This window comes from Campylobacter sp. BCW_4332 (assembly GCF_001763175.1).
GTDB lineage: Bacteria > Campylobacterota > Campylobacteria > Campylobacterales > Campylobacteraceae > Campylobacter_D > Campylobacter_D jejuni.
In genome coordinates this window covers 1-20,072 of sequence record NZ_MJYF01000053.1, presented here as the reverse complement: position 1 = coordinate 20,072, position 20,072 = coordinate 1, and the positions used below count along the sequence as shown (strand labels likewise).

General features: G+C 29.9%; 18 protein-coding genes and 2 pseudogenes. 12 read left to right on the top strand and 8 right to left on the bottom strand.

What is annotated here, in order from left to right; all coding sequences use genetic code 11:
• Window positions 1–442 (top strand): annotated as a pseudogene (locus AJN64_RS06040) (hypothetical protein); the annotation flags it as partial.
• A gap of 57 nt (window positions 443–499) precedes the next feature.
• Here the strand turns inward: AJN64_RS06040 and AJN64_RS06035 are convergent.
• Genes AJN64_RS06035 through AJN64_RS06010 form a run of 6 tightly spaced genes read right to left on the bottom strand, consistent with a single transcriptional unit; the run spans window position 500 to window position 6,360 of the window.
• Entirely contained in the window at window positions 500–1,927 is a 1,428-nt protein-coding gene (locus AJN64_RS06035; RefSeq protein WP_070292803.1) for a Mur ligase family protein, read from the bottom strand.
• Window positions 1,928–2,647 carry an alpha/beta fold hydrolase gene (locus AJN64_RS06030; RefSeq protein WP_053872746.1) on the bottom strand — a complete coding sequence of 240 codons (720 nt, stop codon included), beginning with the start codon at window positions 2,645–2,647 and terminating at the stop codon, window positions 1,928–1,930.
• Between the two features lies 1 nt (window position 2,648).
• On the bottom strand, window positions 2,649–2,864 hold the full coding sequence (locus tag AJN64_RS06025; RefSeq protein WP_002852622.1) for a type II toxin-antitoxin system Phd/YefM family antitoxin: 216 nt from the start codon (window positions 2,862–2,864) through the stop codon (window positions 2,649–2,651).
• Between the two features lie 59 nt (window positions 2,865–2,923).
• On the bottom strand, window positions 2,924–3,964 hold the full coding sequence (locus AJN64_RS06020; RefSeq protein WP_070292802.1) for a D-alanine--D-alanine ligase: 1,041 nt from the start codon (window positions 3,962–3,964) through the stop codon (window positions 2,924–2,926).
• Between the two features lie 9 nt (window positions 3,965–3,973).
• Window positions 3,974–4,525 carry a Holliday junction branch migration protein RuvA gene (ruvA, locus tag AJN64_RS06015; RefSeq protein WP_070292801.1) on the bottom strand — a complete coding sequence of 184 codons (552 nt, stop codon included), beginning with the start codon at window positions 4,523–4,525 and terminating at the stop codon, window positions 3,974–3,976.
• Window positions 4,501–6,360, bottom strand: coding sequence for a flagellar assembly protein A (locus AJN64_RS06010; RefSeq protein ID WP_070292800.1), 1,860 nt, complete (start codon window positions 6,358–6,360; stop codon window positions 4,501–4,503). Before AJN64_RS06010 ends, ruvA begins: the two co-directional genes overlap by 25 nt.
• 103 nt (window positions 6,361–6,463) lie before the next feature.
• On the opposite strand from AJN64_RS06010, the pseudogene murJ reads away from it, so the two are divergent.
• From murJ to AJN64_RS05975, 7 genes and pseudogenes are all read left to right on the top strand, one after another.
• Window positions 6,464–7,914, top strand: a pseudogene (gene murJ / locus AJN64_RS06005) (murein biosynthesis integral membrane protein MurJ).
• Window positions 7,914–9,302 carry a cysteine--tRNA ligase gene (cysS, locus tag AJN64_RS06000; protein WP_002881144.1) on the top strand — a complete coding sequence of 463 codons (1,389 nt, stop codon included), beginning with the start codon at window positions 7,914–7,916 and terminating at the stop codon, window positions 9,300–9,302. Before murJ ends, cysS begins: the two are co-directional and overlap by 1 nt.
• On the top strand, window positions 9,295–11,037 hold the full coding sequence (locus AJN64_RS05995) for an ABC transporter ATP-binding protein (RefSeq protein WP_002881145.1): 1,743 nt from the start codon (window positions 9,295–9,297) through the stop codon (window positions 11,035–11,037). Before cysS ends, AJN64_RS05995 begins: the two co-directional genes overlap by 8 nt.
• 31 nt (window positions 11,038–11,068) lie before the next feature.
• A complete protein-coding gene (locus AJN64_RS05990) occupies window positions 11,069–12,127 on the top strand; it encodes a quinone-dependent dihydroorotate dehydrogenase (protein ID WP_070292798.1) in 1,059 nt (352 codons plus the stop codon).
• Window positions 12,124–13,374, top strand: coding sequence for a M16 family metallopeptidase (locus tag AJN64_RS05985; RefSeq protein WP_044780323.1), 1,251 nt, complete (start codon window positions 12,124–12,126; stop codon window positions 13,372–13,374). The genes AJN64_RS05990 and AJN64_RS05985 overlap by 4 nt, the downstream gene beginning before the upstream one ends.
• Window positions 13,367–14,263 (top strand): 4-hydroxy-tetrahydrodipicolinate synthase, encoded by an 897-nt coding sequence (gene dapA / locus AJN64_RS05980; protein WP_044780324.1) that lies wholly within the window; start codon window positions 13,367–13,369, stop codon window positions 14,261–14,263. The genes AJN64_RS05985 and dapA overlap by 8 nt, the downstream gene beginning before the upstream one ends.
• Complete coding sequence (locus AJN64_RS05975) at window positions 14,263–15,042, top strand: enoyl-ACP reductase (protein WP_002938094.1); 780 nt, start codon at window positions 14,263–14,265, stop codon at window positions 15,040–15,042. The genes dapA and AJN64_RS05975 overlap by 1 nt, the downstream gene beginning before the upstream one ends.
• A 40-nt stretch (window positions 15,043–15,082) precedes the next feature.
• Here the strand turns inward: AJN64_RS05975 and AJN64_RS05970 are convergent, their stop codons facing one another.
• Both AJN64_RS05970 and AJN64_RS05965 read right to left on the bottom strand, forming a co-directional pair.
• A complete protein-coding gene (locus tag AJN64_RS05970) occupies window positions 15,083–15,388 on the bottom strand; it encodes a hypothetical protein (RefSeq protein WP_002867958.1) in 306 nt (101 codons plus the stop codon).
• A gap of 12 nt (window positions 15,389–15,400) precedes the next feature.
• A complete protein-coding gene (locus AJN64_RS05965) occupies window positions 15,401–15,997 on the bottom strand; it encodes an MBL fold metallo-hydrolase (protein ID WP_044780326.1) in 597 nt (198 codons plus the stop codon).
• A gap of 73 nt (window positions 15,998–16,070) precedes the next feature.
• Here AJN64_RS05965 and AJN64_RS05960 point away from each other — a divergent pair, with 73 nt between their 5' ends.
• Genes AJN64_RS05960 through kdsB form a run of 4 tightly spaced genes read left to right on the top strand, consistent with a single transcriptional unit; the run spans window position 16,071 to window position 19,866 of the window.
• A complete protein-coding gene (locus AJN64_RS05960; protein WP_044780328.1) occupies window positions 16,071–16,811 on the top strand; it encodes an NAD+ synthase in 741 nt (246 codons plus the stop codon).
• A 3-nt stretch (window positions 16,812–16,814) separates the two neighbouring features.
• The gene (locus AJN64_RS05955) at window positions 16,815–17,738 is read left to right on the top strand and encodes a tetraacyldisaccharide 4'-kinase (protein ID WP_070292797.1); all 924 of its coding nucleotides are present in this window, start codon (window positions 16,815–16,817) and stop codon (window positions 17,736–17,738) included.
• Window positions 17,738–19,150 (top strand): threonine synthase, encoded by a 1,413-nt coding sequence (gene thrC, locus AJN64_RS05950; RefSeq protein ID WP_044780329.1) that lies wholly within the window; start codon window positions 17,738–17,740, stop codon window positions 19,148–19,150. Before AJN64_RS05955 ends, thrC begins: the two co-directional genes overlap by 1 nt.
• Window positions 19,147–19,866: a 3-deoxy-manno-octulosonate cytidylyltransferase gene (gene kdsB, locus AJN64_RS05945; RefSeq protein ID WP_002861453.1), complete on the top strand. Its 720-nt coding sequence runs from the start codon at window positions 19,147–19,149 to the stop codon at window positions 19,864–19,866. Before thrC ends, kdsB begins: the two co-directional genes overlap by 4 nt.
• The last annotated feature ends 206 nt before the right edge of the window (window positions 19,867–20,072 follow it).

The window sequence follows — 20,072 nt, the reverse complement described above, 5'->3', positions numbered from 1 at the left end:
AGTTTATCCACAAAATGAAGATGGAAGTTATTCTAAAGAAGCTTTGTTTATGAGTTTTTTAAAGTCTTATTCACCTATTCCATCTTCAAATCAAGTTGTTTTGAGTCCTGAAGCAAAAGTTCGTGAAGCAAAACTTGAGCTAGAAATGAAAGCAAATCCTTCTTTTAGCGTTTCCTTAGATGACATTATGACAGGCAAGGTAGATTTTGCAAGTTTATTAAAAGGCTATGCACAAGATGGTTGGCTTGATGCAGGTATTTATGCAATGGAAAAAGGAGTTGCTTGGCAAAATGCAAGCATAGGTTATGGTGGAGCTTTGTTTGATAATCAGTTTAATCAAGCAAAAGCTAATGGTTGGAAAGCAAGCAGTGAAAGTATAAATTCTTTTGTAAATAATATAATGGATAGATTAAATAATCTTATAGGACAAACTAGGGTTTAGGAAGTATTTGCACGAAGTCAAATTGAAAATGATGACATTTGCAAATACTTATACGAATCACATAAAACTAGGCGCATCGTTTGAAAAGAGTATTAAATCTCCGTTTTTTGTTTCTTTAGCTAGAGTTTGAACTAGCTGGCTTTTTTCTTTAAGTATAATGGTTTTTATTTTTAACTCTTTTTTGAAAATTTCAGCATTGATTTGTGCGCTAATGATAGCAAGATCAAAACACTCATTGATGATTTTAGCAAGTTTTATATTTTCTTCTTCGCTTACTTCTACTATACCAGGACTTACTAAAACTTTGCGTCCTTTATAGCTTTTACAAAGTTCATAGCTTGTGCTCATACCTTTAAAATTTCCATTAAAACCATCATCTATGATAAATTTAGGCTCTCTTGAAAGCACTTGCAAGCGATGTTCTACGGAGTTTATATTTAAAACTTGCTTTTGAATTTTTTCTAGTTTTATACCAAGATAATGAGCACAAAGTATACAAACACAAAGATTTTGCGCGTTAAAATCCCCTAAAATTTGACTTTTAAAATCATAGGATTTATTTTCTATATCGACTTTAAATTCTAAACCTTCAAGACTTGAATGAATAAGATTTAATTTATCATCATAAAGGCTGATGAGTTTATCTTCTTCTTTTTGGGTGCTAGAGTGTAAAAAAGCCTTTTCTAATCTTTTGGAATTTAAGGCTTCAAGTTTGGTTGAGCGGATATTTTCAACACTTTTAAAATACTCTAAATGTGCATTGCCTATCTCTCCTACTATGCTGATGTGAGGTTGTAAAAAACGAGTGATTTCATCAATATCGCCTTTAAGTCTAGCACCTGCTTCAGCTATGTAAATTTGAGTATCTTGGCTTAAATTGGTATTGATATCAGCAATTATACCTAGCAAGGTATTGACAGAGCGTGGTGTTTTGTAGCTTTTAAAGTTATCTTTTAAAAGTTCGTATAGAAAATTTTTAATACTTGTTTTTCCAAAACTTGCGGTAATGAGTATGATTTTTAAATTTTCATTGGCTCTTAGTTTGGCTTTGGCTTGTTTTTTATAATATAAATTTGTAAAAAACTCATAAATTTTAAGACTCAATAAAGCATAAGGAAGACTAAAAAGATTAAAAAGAAAAGAAAAACGCAAAGCAAGGATAGCAAAAATAGCATTATAAACAAAAACAAAAACAAAAAACCATTTGACCTTGCTTGTAAAAACAAGCTTTTTATCTATACCTTTGTTCCAAAAGTACAAAATCGAAGTATGGATCAATGCAAAATATGCCAAAGAGTATAAAGGAAAAGCTAAGAATAAAAAATAAGGAATAAATAAAAAATACAAATGCCACAAAGGTTTATGATAATGAAAAAACACGCGCTTAAATTTATAAGAATACCATTGTAAAGCACTCATAAGATAAAAAGCTATACAAAAATTAAAAAATAAAGAATTGATAAAATAAAGAGTATTGATAAGCATTTAAATTTCCTTAATTTTTTGAGCTATGAAAGCAGAATGTTTTAAAAAGAAAAAATGATCCCCCTCTAAAGGATAAAAAGTGCTATTTTTTAAAAATTGATGCATTTTCTCGCCACAATATAAAGGCGTAGCTTCATCGCTTTTTCCCCAAAAAATCAAACTTTTAGCCTTTTGCTTGGCAAAAATTTCACTAAAATCCTCATCAACAACCTTTTTAAAGGTTTCATACATCATAGGACTAAGATTTTCTCCATCTTTACTAGCAAAATAGCGATAAAATTTCCCCAAACCAAAGAGTTTTAAAATTTTAAAAATACGGATTTTAAAACGCACTTTTAGGGATTTTTTAGCCAAAATTCCCGCACTTGAAAGTAAGATTAGGATGTCTTTTTCTTTTGCGAGCAGGGTGCTTACTTTTCCACCAAAAGAATGCCCCATGAAAAAACAGATATTGAGTTTTTTTTGTTTTAAAAAAAGTTCTGTGATATTGGCATAATCTTGAGTGTTTAAAATTTCTTCCACACTTGAATTTCCAAAACCTGCTAAATCCATATAAATTTGACAAAAATCTTTTAAAAAAGGACAAAAACTTTGCTTCATAAGTTCTTTATTAGCTCCCCAGCCGTGTAAGATAAGTATTTGCGGTAAGGAAAGATCACCTAAAATTTCATAAGAAATTTGATAAGTTTTGTTTTTATAAGAAAGTTGAGTTTGAGCCATTTTAAGCCTTTTGATTTTTGTAGATATTTTCTAAAAGTTGCATGGCGTTTTGTAAGCGTTCAAATTCTTTCATACTAAGCATTACAGCTTCAAATTTGTTATTTTTTAAAATAACTATTTTTCCACTTTCACTTTTTTTAAGTTTTTCCATAATGGGGCTAAAATTTCTTACCACTTCAGTGGCAGTGTAAATTTCATCTTGTTTAAAAGAGAGCATTTTTCTTCCTAAAATACGCTAAATTTTATGTATAATTTAGCGTATTTTGACTTAAAAGCTTATAATTTTCCTTTTTGTCCGTTGATGGAGTGAAGGAAGTTGTAGTTGATTTTTATCATTTTTTCAAGTGAAATTTGATCAGCTAAAGCGTTTAAAGTGGTATTAAAATCTTTAAAAAGATAATTAGCCAAAGAACCAGGATTTGGGTTGATTTCATTTAAATATACTTCATTATCCAGTATAAAAAAATCGCAGCGTATTAAAGCACCTTTAAACAAAGGATTGTAAATCTTTTTAAAGCTATCTTTGAGTTTTTCTTTTAATTCTTCGCTTAAATCTGCTTCTATAAGCTCATTGTGTCCTGAAAAGCTAAGATATTTTTGTTCAAAGTCTAAAAATTCTTTTTTCTTTGGCTCTTCTATGATAGAAAAAACAAACTCATCATTGATCATGCATCCTGCAAGATTGTATTCTTTGATATTGTTTTTAAATTCTTCTACTACAAGATCATTATCAAATTCAAAACCTACATCTTTGGCGTATTCTAAATCTTTTTCATCTTTTACTATGCTAATACCTATACTACTTCCAAGTCTTGCAGGTTTGATAATGCAAGGAAAACTAAGCTTTTCTTTAGAGTTTTGATTTTTTCTTAGCATGGTATAATCAAGTGTTTTTACTCCAACGCTTTTGGCATAAAGTTTGGTAAGTTCTTTGTTAAAAGATAATACACTAGCTTCAAGCCTAGGTCCTATAAATTTAATAGAATAAAACTCAAATAAAGCTGCAATTTTTCCATCTTCTCCATCTCTACCATGGATAAGATTGATCACGCATTCGCACTCTAGTTTATTTTCTTTTAAAAAACCTTTGCTAAAAAAACCTCCTTGTTTGATGAAGAGTTCTTTTTCTTTTTTATAAGCTTTGGTGCTAAAAGTTTTAGAATTTATTTTTTCACTTGGGATATGATAAAACCTTCTTTTTTCATCGCAAAAAATAAATTCTAAATTTTGATTGATAACTTTTTTAAGTACCACAGCACTTATTATACTGATCTCATGTTCATAAGAATTTCCGCCAAAAAGTATTGCAAATTTCATTTTATTCCTTTATCCTAGTTTTTTAAGAGCTTCTTTGATGAGTTCGCTTGTGCTTGTTGCTTGAGCACTTGTTAAAACACTTATGATTTTTTCTTGTTTAAAGCCTAGAGTAAGAAGTGCGGCTAAGGCTTCGCTTTTATCATCGCTTACATTTTCAAGTTTGGTTTTTGTGTCAGAAAGTTCTACTATAATGCGTTTTGCACTTTTTGGACCTATGCCAGGTACTTTTTTAAGCACACTTTCATCGCCTAAACTTAATGCTCTGTAAAAAGAATTTACATCAAGACTAGAGCATACTGCCATAGCAGTATTTGCACCCACTCCATTGACTTTTAAAAGCATTTCAAACATTTTTTGCTCGTCCTTATCCAAGAAACCATAAAATTTATTAGAATCTTCTTTGATGATTTGAGTAATAAAAAACTCATGCTTTTCTTGAGTTTGAATTTTAGCAGAACAAAAAAGCGAAATAAATATCCCATAGCTTAAACCACTAGCGCATTTAACAATGATAAAAGTAGGTTCTTTTTTTGTGATTATTCCTTCGATGCCGACAACCATGCTATATCCTTTTCTTCATAATCTAATTTTTTATGTATTTCTATACTTTCTTGGTTGTTTTGTATGACTTTTTTAATGCCTATAAATTTAGCACTTTCATTAACAAATGAAGAGTAAAAAATATCTTCTTTAGGCTCTAGAAGTGAAAATTTGATCTCATTCATATCAGTCCATTTGCCACTTTTATTTATAAAAGTTGCTTCAAAAAGCATTTTTTGTAAATTGATTAATTCTAATTGTAAAGATTTTTTGCGTTCAAGAAGTTCTTTTTCTTCATTTTGTAGTTTATTTAATTCAAGATTTTGTAAAGAGAAATCTTTTAGGGCTTTTTCGTATTGTACAGGAACATTTTGACCTTGATTTTTAAGTTCTGTTATCTTTTTTTCAACGCTTAAAATTCCATTTTTACTTGATAAAATGTATTGTCTTATTTTATTTATTTTATGATTTAACTTAGAAATTTGCTCTCCTAAAATCGCAAATTCTTCATCATAATTTTTATCAAGAGTTTTAATTTTAGCATGAAATTTATTGTTACCCCCGTTAATGCGTTCTATTGTGGTGTTTTCAAAAAACACACAAGAATTATTACTTTCTAAATTTTCTATATAGATTTTATCAGCTTGTATATTTCCGCCTAAACTTTTTTTAATTCTCACTTCTTTGGCTTTGATTGTTCCACCTTCGAGCAAATCTATATTTAAAATTTCGGCTTCCGCAAATCCTCTATGAGTTTTTATATAGGCTTGTTTGGCTTGAATTTTGGCTTTAGAGTGTGTAGTGCCTTCAATTTTCATTTTGGTGGCATTAAGTTGAGTGTTGCTTCCTACGCTTCCGACTACATTTAATTCTTCACATTCTATCCCAACACCAGAATTTACAGCATCTTTTACTTCTGAAAGAAATTTTATATTGATTTTGACATTTTTGTCTAGTCCAGCTCTTATAATCCCTATATTTTTAAAATCTACCCCATTAAAATCTAGTTCATTGGCAATATCAAATTTTTCACCATCTTGTACTACATAACCTTTTTTTAAAGCTATATATTCTGTGTATCCATCTTGCTCTACTTGTTTAAAAGCCGAAGAACAAGAAAATTTAACTTTATTTTCATTTGTGGCTAAAACTTTTAAGGTGTGTAAATTTAAGTCTTTTCCTTCTTTACCTTGTTTAAATTTGGCGTGTTTTAAAACAACTTCATTTTCATCAACAACAATAATACCTGAGCGTTTTTCATCGATAGTGTAGTTTTTGGTTTTTTCTTTATAAGTCAAGATCAGGGATTCATCTTGACTTTCTATAGGATCAATACCTTGTGCAACGGTGATTTGTATAGTTTTATTTAAAGGGGTGTTTTTATGTTGATTGCAAAAAGACATTAAATTTTTCTTAAAATCAAAAATGCGGATACCTATTAAAAATTTAAGTTTCAACATCTTTTTATAAATATTTTGCAAAAGTTCTAGTGCTAGTTTTTCATGAAAGTCTAAATTTGTAAAATCAATTTGAGCAATTATTTTGGTTAAATTTTTATTCGCAACTAGTTTGACTGCTTGAGATGCTTTGCTTTGGTTTATACCGTGGAAAATTTCTATTTTGTATTCTTGCTTGATTTGGAAATCATTTTTTAAAAAAATTTCATCTTTATCAAAAAGAGTTAATTCTTTTTCAGAGATTTTTTCCCATTCTAAATCTCCAAAACGATATTGTGTAGAAAATGCCAATAAACTAAAATCAAGCTCATTTAAGCTAAGGTTTGTTCGTGAAGCTACGCTTAAAAGCTCTCGAGCTGGATTTTCTGTATAGGCAATAATTTTTTCATCCAAAGCCAAAACTTTCCCCTTGTAAAAAATTAAGAATGTAATTATAGTCAATTTTTAATCAATTTTAGTTAAAATAGTTCTCTTTATATTTTGAAATTTATGAAAAAATTTAATGAAGAGTTTAGTATTTAAAAATTTTATTATCAATGCTTTAGGAATTTTATTTTCAAGAATTTTAGGGCTTGCTAGAGATGTTTTAATAGCGCTTTTTTTAGGAGCAGGGCTTTATAGTGATATTTTTTTTGTGGCTTTAAAAATGCCTGCTTTTTTTAGAAGAATTTTTGCAGAAGGAGCTTTTGGACAAAGTTTTTTGCCTAATTTTGTAAAAGCGAAAAAAAAAGGAGCTTTTTGCGTTAGTGTAATGATGCAATTTAGCCTTATAGTTTTTTTATTTTGTCTTTTGGTAAGTTTTTTCTCCTCTTTTTTTACCAAGCTTTTTGCTTTTGGATTTAACGCAGATACTATAGCTTTAGCAGCTCCTTTGGTAGCGATTAATTTTTGGTATTTGTTTTTTATTTTTTTAGTTACTTTTTTAGGAGCTATTTTAAATTATAGACAAAAATTTTTCATTACCTCTTTTTCTGCGGCATTATTTAACTTAAGTATTGTTATAGCTGCCTTTTTTGTGGATAAAAATGCACCGCAAAATACACTTTATTATTTTTCTTATGCAACGGTTTTAAGTGGGGTGGCACAGCTTATTTTACATTTGCTTGTTTTAAAAAACAATCCTGTAATCCGTGCTATGGCTTTAAGTATAAAATTTAAAAAAGCCAAGGCGCAATTACAAGGTTTTTATGGCAATTTTTTTCATGGAGTTTTAGGTTCTTCTGCGACTCAATTTAGCTCATTGCTTGATACAACCATAGCTAGTTTTTTAGTGAGCGGGAGTATTTCTTATCTTTATTATGCAAATCGTGTCTTCCAACTCCCCCTTGCACTTTTTGCTATCGCTTTAACTCAAGTTTCTTTTCCAAAAATTTTAAAACATTTAAAAAGTGATCAAGAAAATTTAGCTTTAAAATTTATGCAAAGAGCATTAGCGCTTTTAAGTATTTTGCTTATTGTTTCTAGTATTGTAGGTTCTGTGTTTGCTTTGGAAATTTCAAAGCTTTTATTTGAAAGAGGAAATTTCACTCACGAAGATAGTGTGATTACGGCTTATGTTTTGATTGCTTATCTTATAGGGCTTTTACCTTTTGGTTTGCAAAAGCTTTTTTCTTTGTGGCTTTATGCAAAATTTAAACAAAAAACAGCAGCTTGGATCGCGGTAAAATCTTTAATTATCAGTGCTTTATGTTCTATGGCTTTTATATTTTTGATTAAAGATGAAAGTTTAAAGGTTGTTGCAGTAGCACTTTCAAGCTCTATTAGTGCTTTTTATTTGCTTGGAGCTAATATCAAAGAATTTGGTTTTAAGAAATTTTTTGCTTTAATATCTATTAAAATTTGCTTATTGGTTATAGTTGCTTTGATTGTTTTTACAATCTTACTTATTTTGATCAAACCTTATATTTTAAGTTTTTTATAGGAATTTTTACAAGTTTTAAAGGAGTTTTTTAATGAGATTGTTAGACAGTGTAGTAAAAGAGAAAATAAAACTTGATAAAAAAGATATTAGTATTTACTTATGCGGACCTACGGTTTATGATGATGCACATTTAGGACATGCAAGAAGTAGTGTTTGCTTTGATCTTTTGCGTAGGGTTTTACTTGCTCAGGGCAATAGGGTAAAATTTGCTAGAAATTACACAGATATTGATGATAAAATCTTAAAAAAAATGGCTCAAAGTGGTCAAACTTTAGAGGAAATTACGGAATTTTACATCAAAAGTTATGAAGAGAATATGAGGGCTTTAAATGTATTAGATCCCGATTTTAAGCCTCGTGCAACGCATTATATAACAGCTATGCTTGATTTGATTAAAAAGCTTGCCAAGGATGGGTTTGTTTATACTCTAGAAGATGGAATTTATTTTGATACAAGTAAAGATGAAAAATATTTAAGCCTATCAAATCGCAATTTAGAAGAAAATATCTCTCGTTTAAGTAATGAAGTGCAAAAAAGAAATGAAAGCGATTTTGTGCTTTGGAAATTTGATGAAAATTTTTACGAAAGTGAATTTGGCAAAGGGCGTCCGGGTTGGCATACTGAATGTGTTGCTATGATTGATTCTATTTTTGAAAATACTCTTGATATACATGCTGGAGGGATAGATTTGCTTTTTCCTCATCATGAAAATGAGGCTGCGCAATGTCGTTGTGGATGTAAGAGAAAATTAGCAAATATTTGGCTTCACAATGGTTTTGTAAAAATCGATGGTGAAAAAATGAGTAAAAGTTTAAATAATAGTTTTTTCATAAAAGATGCTTTAAAAGAATTTATGGGCGAGGCTCTAAGATTTTATCTTTTGAGTTCTCATTATAGATCTCATTTTAATTATTCTTTATCGGATTTAGAAAATGCTAAAAAACGTTTAGATAAATTTTATCGCCTTAAAAAAAGATTGGATTTAGGTGAAATTTCTGATTTTGATGTTTTAAATGATATTGAAATAAAAAGCGAAATTGCTAAGCAAATTTTAGAGATTTTAAATGATGATTTAAATATTTCTAAAGCCTTAGCTCTTTTGGATGATTTTATAAGTAATGCAAATTTAGAGTTGGATAAAGAAAGCAAAAATAAAATTTTAAAACAAAATATCAAAAAAGCTTTAAGTGAGCTAGCTAAAATTTTTGGCTTTGGTTTTATGGATACAACTTTATATTTTCAATGGGGTGTAGGCAAAGAAGAACGAGAAGAAATTGAAAAGTTAATTTTAGAACGAACTGAGGCTAAGAAAAACAAAGATTTTAACACAGCTGATGCAATAAGGGAACAACTAAGTAATAAAAAAATCACTCTTTTAGATACTCCAAATGGAACAATTTGGGAGAAAATAAATGCATAATGAGATGAATTTAAAAGAGGTTTTAATACGCTTTAAGCCCTTTTATAAAAGATATTGGAAGCAATTTGCTATAGCTATTTTTGGTATGATTTTAGCAAGCGGAGGAACTGCTGGAAGTTTTTATGCTTTAGAGCCTATTTTAAATTATATTTTCGTTGAAAAAAATGAAGCTTTACTTTATACAGTGCCTTTTTTGCTAGTATTGATGTATTTTTTTAAAAATCTTGGAACTTATTTGCAAAGTTTTTATGTTTCCTTTATAGGAACAGATATGTTAAGAGTATTGCGTGCTAGGGTTTTAAAAAATATTTTACGCTTGGATATGGATTTTTTTAAACGCTATAGAAGTGGGGAGCTTGTAAGTCGTTGCACTAATGATATTAATGCGCTTCAAAGCATAGTATCAAACATTATTCCTGATTTTTTTAGAGAGCTTTTAACTGCTATAGGACTGCTTGCGGTAGTCTTGTATCAAAGTCCTACTTTGGCTTTTTTTGCTTTAGTGATTTTGCCTTTAGCTATTTTCCCTTTGGTGTGGTTTGCTAAAAAACTTAAAAAATATGCAAGAAATATACAAGAAACAAATTCGGATTTACTTTCTTATTTGGGTGAAATTTTTTCAAATATTGAATTGATCAAAGCTAATGATAATGAAAAAAAAGAAAGTGATAAATTTGCTAAGCATAATGATACTTTATGTAAATTAAACCTAAAATCCGCACGTATTGATGCACTTACAAGTCCTTTAATGGATATGATGGGCTCTGTTGGGGTTGCTGTGGTGATTATTGTAGGGGGTAGAGAGGTTATCAATGGTTCTATGAGTGTGGGAAGTTTTATCAGTTTTGTTTCGGCACTTTTTGCGATATATACTCCTTTAAAGCGTCTTTCGTCTTTATATGGAAAACTTCAAGGTGCTGTTGCGGCAAGTGAAAGAACTTTTTATTTATTGGATTTAGAACCTCAAATTAAAGGTGGAAGCAAAGAATTAAAAAACATTGAAAAAATTAGCTTTGAAAATGTTGAATTTGCTTATGAAAACCCGCATAAAAGTGTTTTAAAAGGCGTAAATTTTGATTTTGTTAAAGGGCAAATGCTTGCTCTTGTAGGGACAAGTGGGGGTGGTAAATCTTCTATTATTAATCTTTTGATGTATTTTTATGAAAAGCAAAAAGGTAAAATTTTACTCAATCAAGAAGATATTAGTACTTTTACCATAGAAAGCTTACATGCTAAAATAGGACTTGTAACACAAAATATTTATCTTTTTAATGATAGTTTTGCTGCAAATATTGCTTATAGCGAAGAGTTAGAAGAAGAAAAAGTTATCCAAGCTTTAAAATTGGCCAATGCCTATGAATTTGTTAAAGAAATGGGCGGGATTTGGGCTGAAGTAAAAGAACATGGTAAGAACTTAAGTGGAGGGCAAAAACAAAGAATAGCAATCGCTAGAGCTTTATATAAAAATCCTGATGTGCTTATTTTTGATGAAGCAACTTCAGCTTTGGATAATGAAAGTGAAAAAGCAATAGTTAAAACTATAGAAAACTTAAAACAAGACAGATTGATTTTAGTGGTTGCACATCGTTTAAGCACTATAGAAAATGCAGATAAAATAGTAGTATTGGATAAGGGCAAGGTATTGGCAATAGGTAAAGATGAAGAGCTTTTGCAAACTTGTTCTTTATACCAAAAATTTAAAAGCAAAGAAAAAACAAAGCCTAGCTTTAGTTAATTTTAGTTAGAATTTTAAAAAGGATTAAAAAATGGCTTATGAAATGATAAAACCTTTACTTTTTAAGTTAAACCCTGAGCATGCACATGCTTTGGTTGAATATAGCTTAAGAGCTTTAAGTGCCAGTTTTCCAGGAGCTTTAAGTTTTTTAGCACACAAATATATAGTTGATGATGAGAGTTTAAGACAAAATTTACTTGGACTTGATTTTAATAATCCTGTAGGTTTAGCAGGAGGCTTTGATAAAAATGCCACTATGATAAGACCTTTGAGTGCTTTAGGATTTGGCTTTTTAGAAGTGGGAACTTTTACTCCAAAACCTCAAGAAGGCAATGAAAAGCCACGTCTATTTAGACTTGTAAAACAAGAAAGTATACAAAATGCTATGGGTTTTAACAACGAAGGTGCTGAAAAGATTGCTTTAAGGCTTGCAAAAACTTATCCTTTTGTTTTGCCTTTAGGGGTAAATATAGGGAAAAATAAAATCACTCCAAATGACAAAGCCTTGGAGGATTATTTTACTTTGTTTAGAGATTTTAAGGATTTGTGTGATTATTTTATCGTTAATATCTCATCTCCTAATACTAAAAATTTAAGAGAGTTGCAAAATGATGATTTTTTAAATACCTTGCTTGAAGAAGCCAAAAAAATCACTTCTAAGCCTATTTTGATAAAAATTGCTCCTGATATGAAAATAGATGATGCTTTAAATTTATGTGAAAATGCCATTAAAAAAGGTGCAGATGGGTTTATATTAGCCAATACCAGTGTTGATTATAGCTTGTTAGATAATAATCGTACTTTTGGTGGTATTAGCGGAAGGCTGATTACGGAAAAAAGTGGTATTTTTTTCAAAGAAGTAGCTAAGATTCTTTTTGGTAAAACCTTGCTTATTGCAAGTGGAGGGATTGATAGTGCTGATATTGCTTATGAGCGTATTAAAAATGGGGCTAATTTGGTGCAAGTTTATACAGCTTTTATTTTTAAAGGTCCTTCTTTGGTAAAAAATATCAATCAAAATCTTATAGAGCTTTTAAGAAAAGATGGTTTTTTACACATTAGCGAAGCTGTTGGGGTAAATTTAAAATGATTGCTTATGAAAAAATTCAATTAAAAAACAAGCTTGAAGTTTATGCTTTGCCTGTAAATAAAAATAGCGATGTGATTAGCGTTGATATTTTTTATAAAGTGGGTTCAAGAAATGAGATCATGGGAAAAAGTGGCATAGCTCATATGCTAGAACATTTAAATTTTAAAAGTACTAAAAATTTAAAAGCTGGCGAATTTGATGAGATTGTTAAGGGTTTTGGTGGTGTGGATAATGCAAGCACAGGTTTTGACTATACTCATTATTATATTAAATGTGCGAAGAAAAATTTAGATAAAGCTTTAGAGCTTTTTGCAGAACTTATGGCGAATTTAAATTTAAAAGATGAAGAGTTTCAGCCTGAAAGAGCAGTGGTTTTAGAAGAGCGTAGATGGAGAACAGATAATAACCCTTTGGGATATCTTTATTTTAGACTTTTTAATCACGCATTTATGTATCATCCTTATCATTGGACTCCTATAGGTTTTTTTAAGGATATAGAAAATTGGAGTATTGAGGATATTAAAGAATTTCACAGCATTTACTATCAACCTAAAAATGCGATTTTGCTTGTAAGTGGCGATATAGAAAGTAAAGAAGTTTTTGAGCTTTCAAAAAAACATTTTGAGAAGATTAAAAATACTAAGACTATACCTAAAATTCACACAAAAGAGCCTAAGCAAGATGGAGCAAAAAGAATATATTTGCATAAAAACTCAGATACTGAACTATTAGCCCTTGCTTATAAAATTCCAAATTTCAAACACAAAGATATACCTGCTTTAAATGCTTTATCTGAGCTTTTAGGAAGTGGGAAAAGTTCTTTAATGAGTGAAATTTTGATTGATAAATTAAATTTAATCAATGATTATTATGCTTATGTTAATGATTGTATAGATGAAAATTTATTTATTTTTATTTGTAATTGTAACCCCAATGTTAATGCAGAAAAAGTAGAAAAAGAGCTTTTAAAAATCATTGATAAACTTAAAATGGGTAAAATTTCTCAAAAAGATTTGCAAAGAGTAAAAAATAATGTTAAAAGTGATTTTATTTTCTCACTTAACAATGCTAGTGCAGTGGCAAATATTTATGGTTCATATCTAGCAAGAGGAGATATCAATCCTTTGTTAAATTATGAGAAAGATATACAAAATTTGGAATTAAAAGATTTGATTTCTTGTGCTAAAAAATATTTTATTCAAGAAAATTCAACTACGGTAATTCTAAGAAAGGATTCAAATGGATAAAAATATTATCATTGGGGCGATGACGGCTCTTATTACACCGTTTAAAAATGGAAAAGTTGATGAGCAAAGTTATGCAAGATTGATTAAAAGACAAATAGAAAATGGCATCGATGCAGTAGTTCCAGTAGGAACAACAGGAGAGAGTGCAACTTTAACCCATGAAGAACATAGAACTTGTATAGAAATAGCCGTTGAGACTTGCAAAGGAACTAAGGTTAAGGTTTTAGCAGGTGCGGGAAGTAATGCAACTCATGAGGCAGTGGATTTAGCTAAATTTGCTAAAGAGCATGGAGCTGATGGAATTTTAAGTGTGGCACCATATTATAATAAACCTACACAACAAGGACTTTATGAGCATTATAAGGCTATTGCGCAAAGTGTAGATATTCCTGTGCTTTTATATAATGTTCCAGGAAGAACAGGTTGTGAAATTTCAACGGATACTATTATCAAGCTTTTTAGAGATTGTGAAAATATTTATGGGGTAAAAGAAGCGAGTGGAAATATCGATAAGTGCGTGGATTTGCTTGCGCATGAACCTAGAATGATGCTTATTTCAGGGGAAGATGCGATCAATTATCCTATACTTTCAAATGGTGGAAAGGGAGTGATTTCAGTAACTTCAAATTTATTGCCTGATATGATTAGTGCTTTAACTCATTTTGCTTTAGATGAAAATTATAAAGAAGCTAAAAAAATCAATGATGAGCTTTATAATATCAATAAAATTTTATTTTGCGAAAGTAATCCTATTCCTATTAAAACGGCTATGTATATAGCTGGATTGATAGAAAGTTTGGAGTTTAGACTTCCTCTTTGTCCTCCAAGTAAGGAAAATTTTGCTAAAATTGAAGAAGTGATGAAAAAATATAAGATCAAAGGATTTTAATGAATACAGAATTTCAAGGAAAAACTTTAGTAATCAGCGGTGGAACTCGTGGGATAGGTAAGGCTATAGTTTATGAATTTGCTAAAGTGGGTGCAAATATAGCTTTTACTTATAATTCTAATGCACAAATTGCTGATGAAATGGTGCAAGATTTGGAGAAAAATTATAAAATCAAAGCTAGAGCTTATGAATTTAATATTTTAGAACCTGAAACTTATAAAGAACTTTTTGAAAAAATTGATGCGGATTTTGATAGAGTGGATTATTTCATCTCAAATGCTATCATTTCAGGACGTGCGGTTGTAGGTGGTTATACTAAATTTATGAAGTTAAAACCAAAGGGAATTAATAACATTTTTACAGCCACAGTGAATGCTTTTGTTGTGGGCGCACAAGAAGCAGCTAAAAGGATGGAAAAAGTAGGGGGTGGAAGCATTATTTCTATCTCATCTACGGGAAATTTAGTGTATATAGAAAATTATTCAGGCCATGGTACAGCAAAAGCCGCTGTAGAAGCTATGGCAAGATATGCGGCTACCGAACTTGGAGAAAAAAATATCCGTGTAAATGTCGTAAGTGGTGGGCCTATTGAAACTGATGCTTTAAGAGCTTTTACAAATTATGAAGAAGTAAAACAGGCTACTATAAATTTGAGCCCTTTAAATCGCATGGGGCAGCCTGAAGATTTAGCCGGAGCATGTCTTTTTCTTTGTTCAAGTAAGGCAAGTTGGGTGACAGGACATACTTTCATCGTTGATGGTGGTACAACTTTTAAATAAAAATTAAGAAAAATCAATGGATTTTTCTTAAAAATATTTTTTAATCAAGTTTTAATTTCCACCCTAAAAAAACGCTTAATAATGCAAGTAAAAAAATAAAATTTAAGGTCCAATTACCAAAACCTATAAAACCTATAGACAATACACTATAAAAAAATCCCCCCACAGCTGAATAAATACAAATCGTACTTAAAGATCCATTTTCTGCCATTTTTTTACATGGGCAGATTTTGTAAAATTTTTTATCGTTAAATTGATTTTTCTTTTTATTTCCCAAAAATAAACCAAAAAGGGCAAAAAGATTTAAAAAAATAAAAGCATATAATAAAATTTGATCTAATTCCATTTTAAATATACCTTAAAAGTATCTAAGCCAAGAGGGTAAATGGACTTGTTCTTCTTTTAAAGTAGTCTCTTGTCCATGTCCTGGCAAAAGTTTAAAATCTTCTTTGTAAGTCATAACTTTTTCTAAGCTTTGTTTCATTAAATTTGCATCTGAATAAGGAAAATCCCATCTTCCTATGCTTCTATAAAATAAAAAATCTCCACTAAACATGATATTTTTACCTACAATTTCTATCATGGTGCAACCTGGTGTATGTCCTGGTAAAAAGTGAAATTTAAAGTCAAGTCCGCCTATAGAAATGATATTTTCATCATCAATCAAATAATCCGCTTTGCTAGGCATAAAACCTTGATTAAAAGGATCTTCAAGCATAAAAGCATCATTTTTATGAATATAAATGGGGATTTGATAGGCTTGTTTTACTTTTTCATTATCCCAAACATGATCGTAATGTCCGTGAGTGTTTAAAATTGCTAAAGGATTTTTTACATGTTTTTTGATGAAATTTAGTGCATCAAAACCAGGATCGATGATAATTTCTCCATGCTCATCAAATAAAATATAACAATTTGTCTCATAAGCTCCACAAGCTTGTTTGATAATTTGCATTTTTTACCTCTTTAATAAAAAATTTGCCTTAAATAAATATAATTATACATTAAATTTTTAAAAGGCAAGCTTTATGGATTGGCAAAAGATAACAGAAAAAATGTGTGATTTTATACAAGAAAAAGTGAAAAATTCTCAAAGTCAAGGTGTTGTTTTGGGGCTTAGTGGCGGGATTGATTCTGCTTTAGTAGCAACGCTTTGCAAAAGAGCTTTAAAAGAGAATGTTTTTGCTCTTTTAATGCCAACTCAAATTTCAAATAAAGCCAATCTCGAAGATGCTTTAAGGCTTTGTGCGGATTTAAATCTTGAATACAAAATCATAGAAATTCAAAGTATTTTAGATGCTTTTATAAAACAAAGTGAAAATACTACTCTAGTATCTTTGGGAAATTTTGCAGCGCGTATTAGAATGAGTTTGCTTTATGATTATTCTGCCTTGAAAAATTCTTTAGTCGTAGGTACTTCTAATAAAAGTGAATTGCTTTTAGGTTATGGTACGATTTATGGGGATTTAGCTTGTGCTTTTAACCCTATAGGATCGCTTTATAAAAGTGAAATTTATGCCTTAGCAAAATACCTTAATTTGCATGAAAATTTCATCAAAAAAGCTCCAAGTGCGGATCTTTGGGAAAATCAAAGTGATGAGGCGGATTTAGGTTTTTCTTATGTAAAAATCGATGAAGGTTTAAAAGCCTTAGAAACTAATGACGAAAAACTTTTAAGAACGCTTGATCCTTCTTTGATTGCCATGCTAAAAAATCGCATGCAAAAAAATGCTTTTAAGGGAAAAATGCCTGAAATTTTGGAAATTTAAACAATGAGTGAAGAAAAAAATTATGAACTTTGGCTTGATAATTATTTTTTTAAGCCTAATTTTTGGCAAAAATGCCTTGCTTTTATACTTTTTCCTTTAAGTGTGTTTTATGCTTTTTTTGCGATTTTAAATACTTTTTTTCGTAAAAAAATAGTTTTTAAAAAACCTGTTATTAGCGTTGGTAATTTAAGTTTTGGAGGTAATGGAAAAACCCCGCTTTGTAAAGCTATAGCAAGGGAATTTGATGGCGTTTTTATAGTGCTTAGGGGCTATAAAAGAAAATCTAAAGGTTTGTTTGTTGTTAAAAATCAAAATGAAATTTTATGCACCTTAGCACAAAGTGGCGATGAAGCTATGGAGTATGCTTTTGAAGAAAATATCAAAGGTGTGATTGTAAGTGAAGATAGGGTAAAAGGTATTGAAAAAGCTTTTGAGTTGGGAGCTAAAATCGTTGTACTTGATGATGCTTTTTCTAAATTTCATATTAAAAAATTTGATATTTTACTTGAAAGTAAAATCAAACCTTATTTTAATTTTACTTTGCCAAGTGGAGCTTATCGTTTGCCAAAATTTTATGAAAAAAGGGCTGATTTTATTGCATTAGAAGGTAGGGATTTTGTGCGTTATTCTTTTGTAAAAGAAAATCCAAAGGCTGTTTTGGTAACTGCTATTGCTAAACCTTTTAGATTGCATGAGCATTTTATCAAAGCAAGGGCTTGTTATTTTTTTAAAGATCATTATGAATTTAAAAAAGAAGAATTAGAAAATTTGCTAAAAAAACATAATTGCGATACACTAATGCTTACTTTTAAGGATTTTGTTAAAGTTAAAGATTTTGGTTTTAAATGTCAAATTATAGAATTAAATACAGAATTAAAAGATTCATTAAGAGAAAAAATAAAAACTTATATTAAGGAGTTTGAATAGTGAAATTGGTCGAGAGCAGAAATGTAAATAATGTATCAAGTTTTAAGGAAGCTTTGATTAACCCAAACGCCCCAGAAGGAGGGCTTTACTCACCTTTAAATTTGCCTATTTTTGAAGGAGAAAAATATGCTAATTTATCTTATAAAGATTTTGCTTTAAAGCTTATAGAAAGTTTTGGTTTTGGTGAAGAAGAGCTTTTCAAAAAGGCTTTGAAAAGTTACGAAAGCTTTGATGATAAAAATACACCTATTTCTTTGCAAAAAATCTCTGAAAAAACCTATATTAACGAGCTTTGGCATGGGCCTACAAGAGCTTTTAAAGATATGGCTTTACAGCCTTTTGGTGTGCTTTTAAGCGAATTTTCAAAGGATAAAAATATTTTAATTATCTGTGCTACAAGTGGCGATACAGGGCCTGCAACCCTAAAAAGTTTTGAAAATGCAAAAAATGTTAAAGTAGCTTGTATGTATCCAAAAGGTGGCACAAGTGGAGTTCAAGAGTTGCAAATGCGAGCTTTAGATAAGGATAATTTGAAAGTTTTTGCTATAGATGAGGATTTTGACGCAGCGCAACGCACTTTAAAAGAATTGCTTTTTTCAAAAGATTTTCAAAATGAAATTAAAGCTTTAAATTATGAGCTTTGCGCAGCTAATTCTGTAAATTTTGGACGTATTTTATTTCAGATTATTTATCATTATTATGCGAGTTTAAAACTTTTTAATGAGTTTTTAGAAGAAGTGCAAATCATCGTTCCAAGTGGAAATTTTGGCAATGCTTTAGGAGCTTTTTATGCTAAAAAAATGGGAGCTAAAATTTCAAAAATCAAAATTGCTTCAAATGCGAATAATATTTTGAGCGAATTTTTTAATCAGGGCATTTATGATTTGCGTGAAAAAAGTCTTAAGAAGACTATTTCTCCAGCTATGGATATACTTATTTCATCTAATATCGAAAGACTTTTGTTTGCGAAATTTAAAGATAAAAGAACTAAAGAACTGATGAATTTGTTAAAAAATGAGAGATATTTTAAACTTGAAAAAGAAGAATTACAAAGTTTGCAAGAAGATTTTGAGGCGGATTTTTGCACCGATGAAGAATGTATGCAATTTATCAAACAAAGTAAAATTTTAATCGATCCGCATACCGCAACTTGTTTTAAAATGCTTGATCCTTTAAAACCTAGCATTATCACTTCGACAGCAGAATGGACAAAATTTACTCCAAGTATGATAAAAGCTTTATATGATAGGGATTCTAAGAATGAAAAAGAAGATTTAAAATTTATAGCTAAAGAGTTTAATGTCCAAGTTAAAGATGAAATTTTGGCTTTATTTGACTTGAAAAATAGCGATGAAAAGGTATTTGAAGCCAGAAATATAAAAAAAGAAATTTTAGATTGGATGCAAAAATGATTATTATCCCTGCAAGATTAAAATCAAGTCGTTTTCATGAGAAAATTTTATGTGATATAGGTGGAGTGCCTATGTTTGTGGCTACTGCAAGAAGGGTAAGTAATGTAGATGAAGTTTGTATAGCTTTAGACGATGAAAAGGTTTTAAGTATCGCTAAAGAATATGGTTTAAATGCGGTTTTAACAAGCAAAGATCATGAAAGTGGTACGGATAGGATTAATGAAGCTTGTAAGAAACTAGCTTTAAAAGATGATGAGATTATTATCAATGTCCAAGCTGATGAGCCTTTTATAGAATGTGAAAATTTATTAAAATTTAAAGAATTTGCAAGTTCTTGCTTGGATAAAAAAGCTTTTATGGCGAGTTGTTATAAAAAAATTACTCAAGAAGAAGCTATGGATCCTAATCTGGTTAAAGTGCTTTGCGATAAAGAAGGGTATGCTTTGTATTTTTCAAGAGCTAAAATCCCTTATGAAAGAGAAAATTACGAGGAAAGTTTTAAAGGGCATTTAGGCATTTATGCTTATAGTGTCAAAGCTTTAAGGGAATTTTGTTCTTTATCAAGTTCTGCACTTGAAAGAGCGGAAAAATTAGAGCAATTAAGAGCTATAGAAAATGGTAAAAAAATCAAAATGCTTGAAATTTCAACAACAAGCATGGGGATTGATACTAAAGAAGACTATGAAAGGGCTTTAAAAATTTATTTAGAAAAATAACTCCACCTCAAAACGGAACAGATCTTGCTTATATTATTTTAATATATTTAGATTGAAGGCAAAAAAATCTAAATTAAGGAATTAATATGAGTATCTTTAGTATCAATGATAGCTCAAATTATAATTCTATACTTTCACAAAGTAAAGCTAATAAAGAAAGTAAAGAAAATTCTAAAATAAGTTTTGCTAATGCTTTTTTAAAACAA

Coding starts and splice junctions, on each gene's coding strand:
- AJN64_RS06035 (WP_070292803.1), bottom strand. CDS start 1,927: ATGCTTATCAATACTCTTTATTTTATCAATTCTTTATTTTTTAATTTT.
- AJN64_RS06030 (WP_053872746.1), bottom strand. CDS start 2,647: ATGGCTCAAACTCAACTTTCTTATAAAAACAAAACTTATCAAATTTCT.
- AJN64_RS06025 (WP_002852622.1), bottom strand. CDS start 2,864: ATGCTCTCTTTTAAACAAGATGAAATTTACACTGCCACTGAAGTGGTA.
- AJN64_RS06020 (WP_070292802.1), bottom strand. CDS start 3,964: ATGAAATTTGCAATACTTTTTGGCGGAAATTCTTATGAACATGAGATC.
- ruvA (WP_070292801.1), bottom strand. CDS start 4,525: ATGGTTGTCGGCATCGAAGGAATAATCACAAAAAAAGAACCTACTTTT.
- cysS (WP_002881144.1), top strand. CDS start 7,914: ATGAGATTGTTAGACAGTGTAGTAAAAGAGAAAATAAAACTTGATAAA.
- AJN64_RS05995 (WP_002881145.1), top strand. CDS start 9,295: ATGCATAATGAGATGAATTTAAAAGAGGTTTTAATACGCTTTAAGCCC.
- AJN64_RS05990 (WP_070292798.1), top strand. CDS start 11,069: ATGGCTTATGAAATGATAAAACCTTTACTTTTTAAGTTAAACCCTGAG.
- AJN64_RS05985 (WP_044780323.1), top strand. CDS start 12,124: ATGATTGCTTATGAAAAAATTCAATTAAAAAACAAGCTTGAAGTTTAT.
- dapA (WP_044780324.1), top strand. CDS start 13,367: ATGGATAAAAATATTATCATTGGGGCGATGACGGCTCTTATTACACCG.
- AJN64_RS05975 (WP_002938094.1), top strand. CDS start 14,263: ATGAATACAGAATTTCAAGGAAAAACTTTAGTAATCAGCGGTGGAACT.
- AJN64_RS05970 (WP_002867958.1), bottom strand. CDS start 15,388: ATGGAATTAGATCAAATTTTATTATATGCTTTTATTTTTTTAAATCTT.
- AJN64_RS05965 (WP_044780326.1), bottom strand. CDS start 15,997: ATGCAAATTATCAAACAAGCTTGTGGAGCTTATGAGACAAATTGTTAT.
- AJN64_RS05960 (WP_044780328.1), top strand. CDS start 16,071: ATGGATTGGCAAAAGATAACAGAAAAAATGTGTGATTTTATACAAGAA.
- AJN64_RS05955 (WP_070292797.1), top strand. CDS start 16,815: ATGAGTGAAGAAAAAAATTATGAACTTTGGCTTGATAATTATTTTTTT.
- kdsB (WP_002861453.1), top strand. CDS start 19,147: ATGATTATTATCCCTGCAAGATTAAAATCAAGTCGTTTTCATGAGAAA.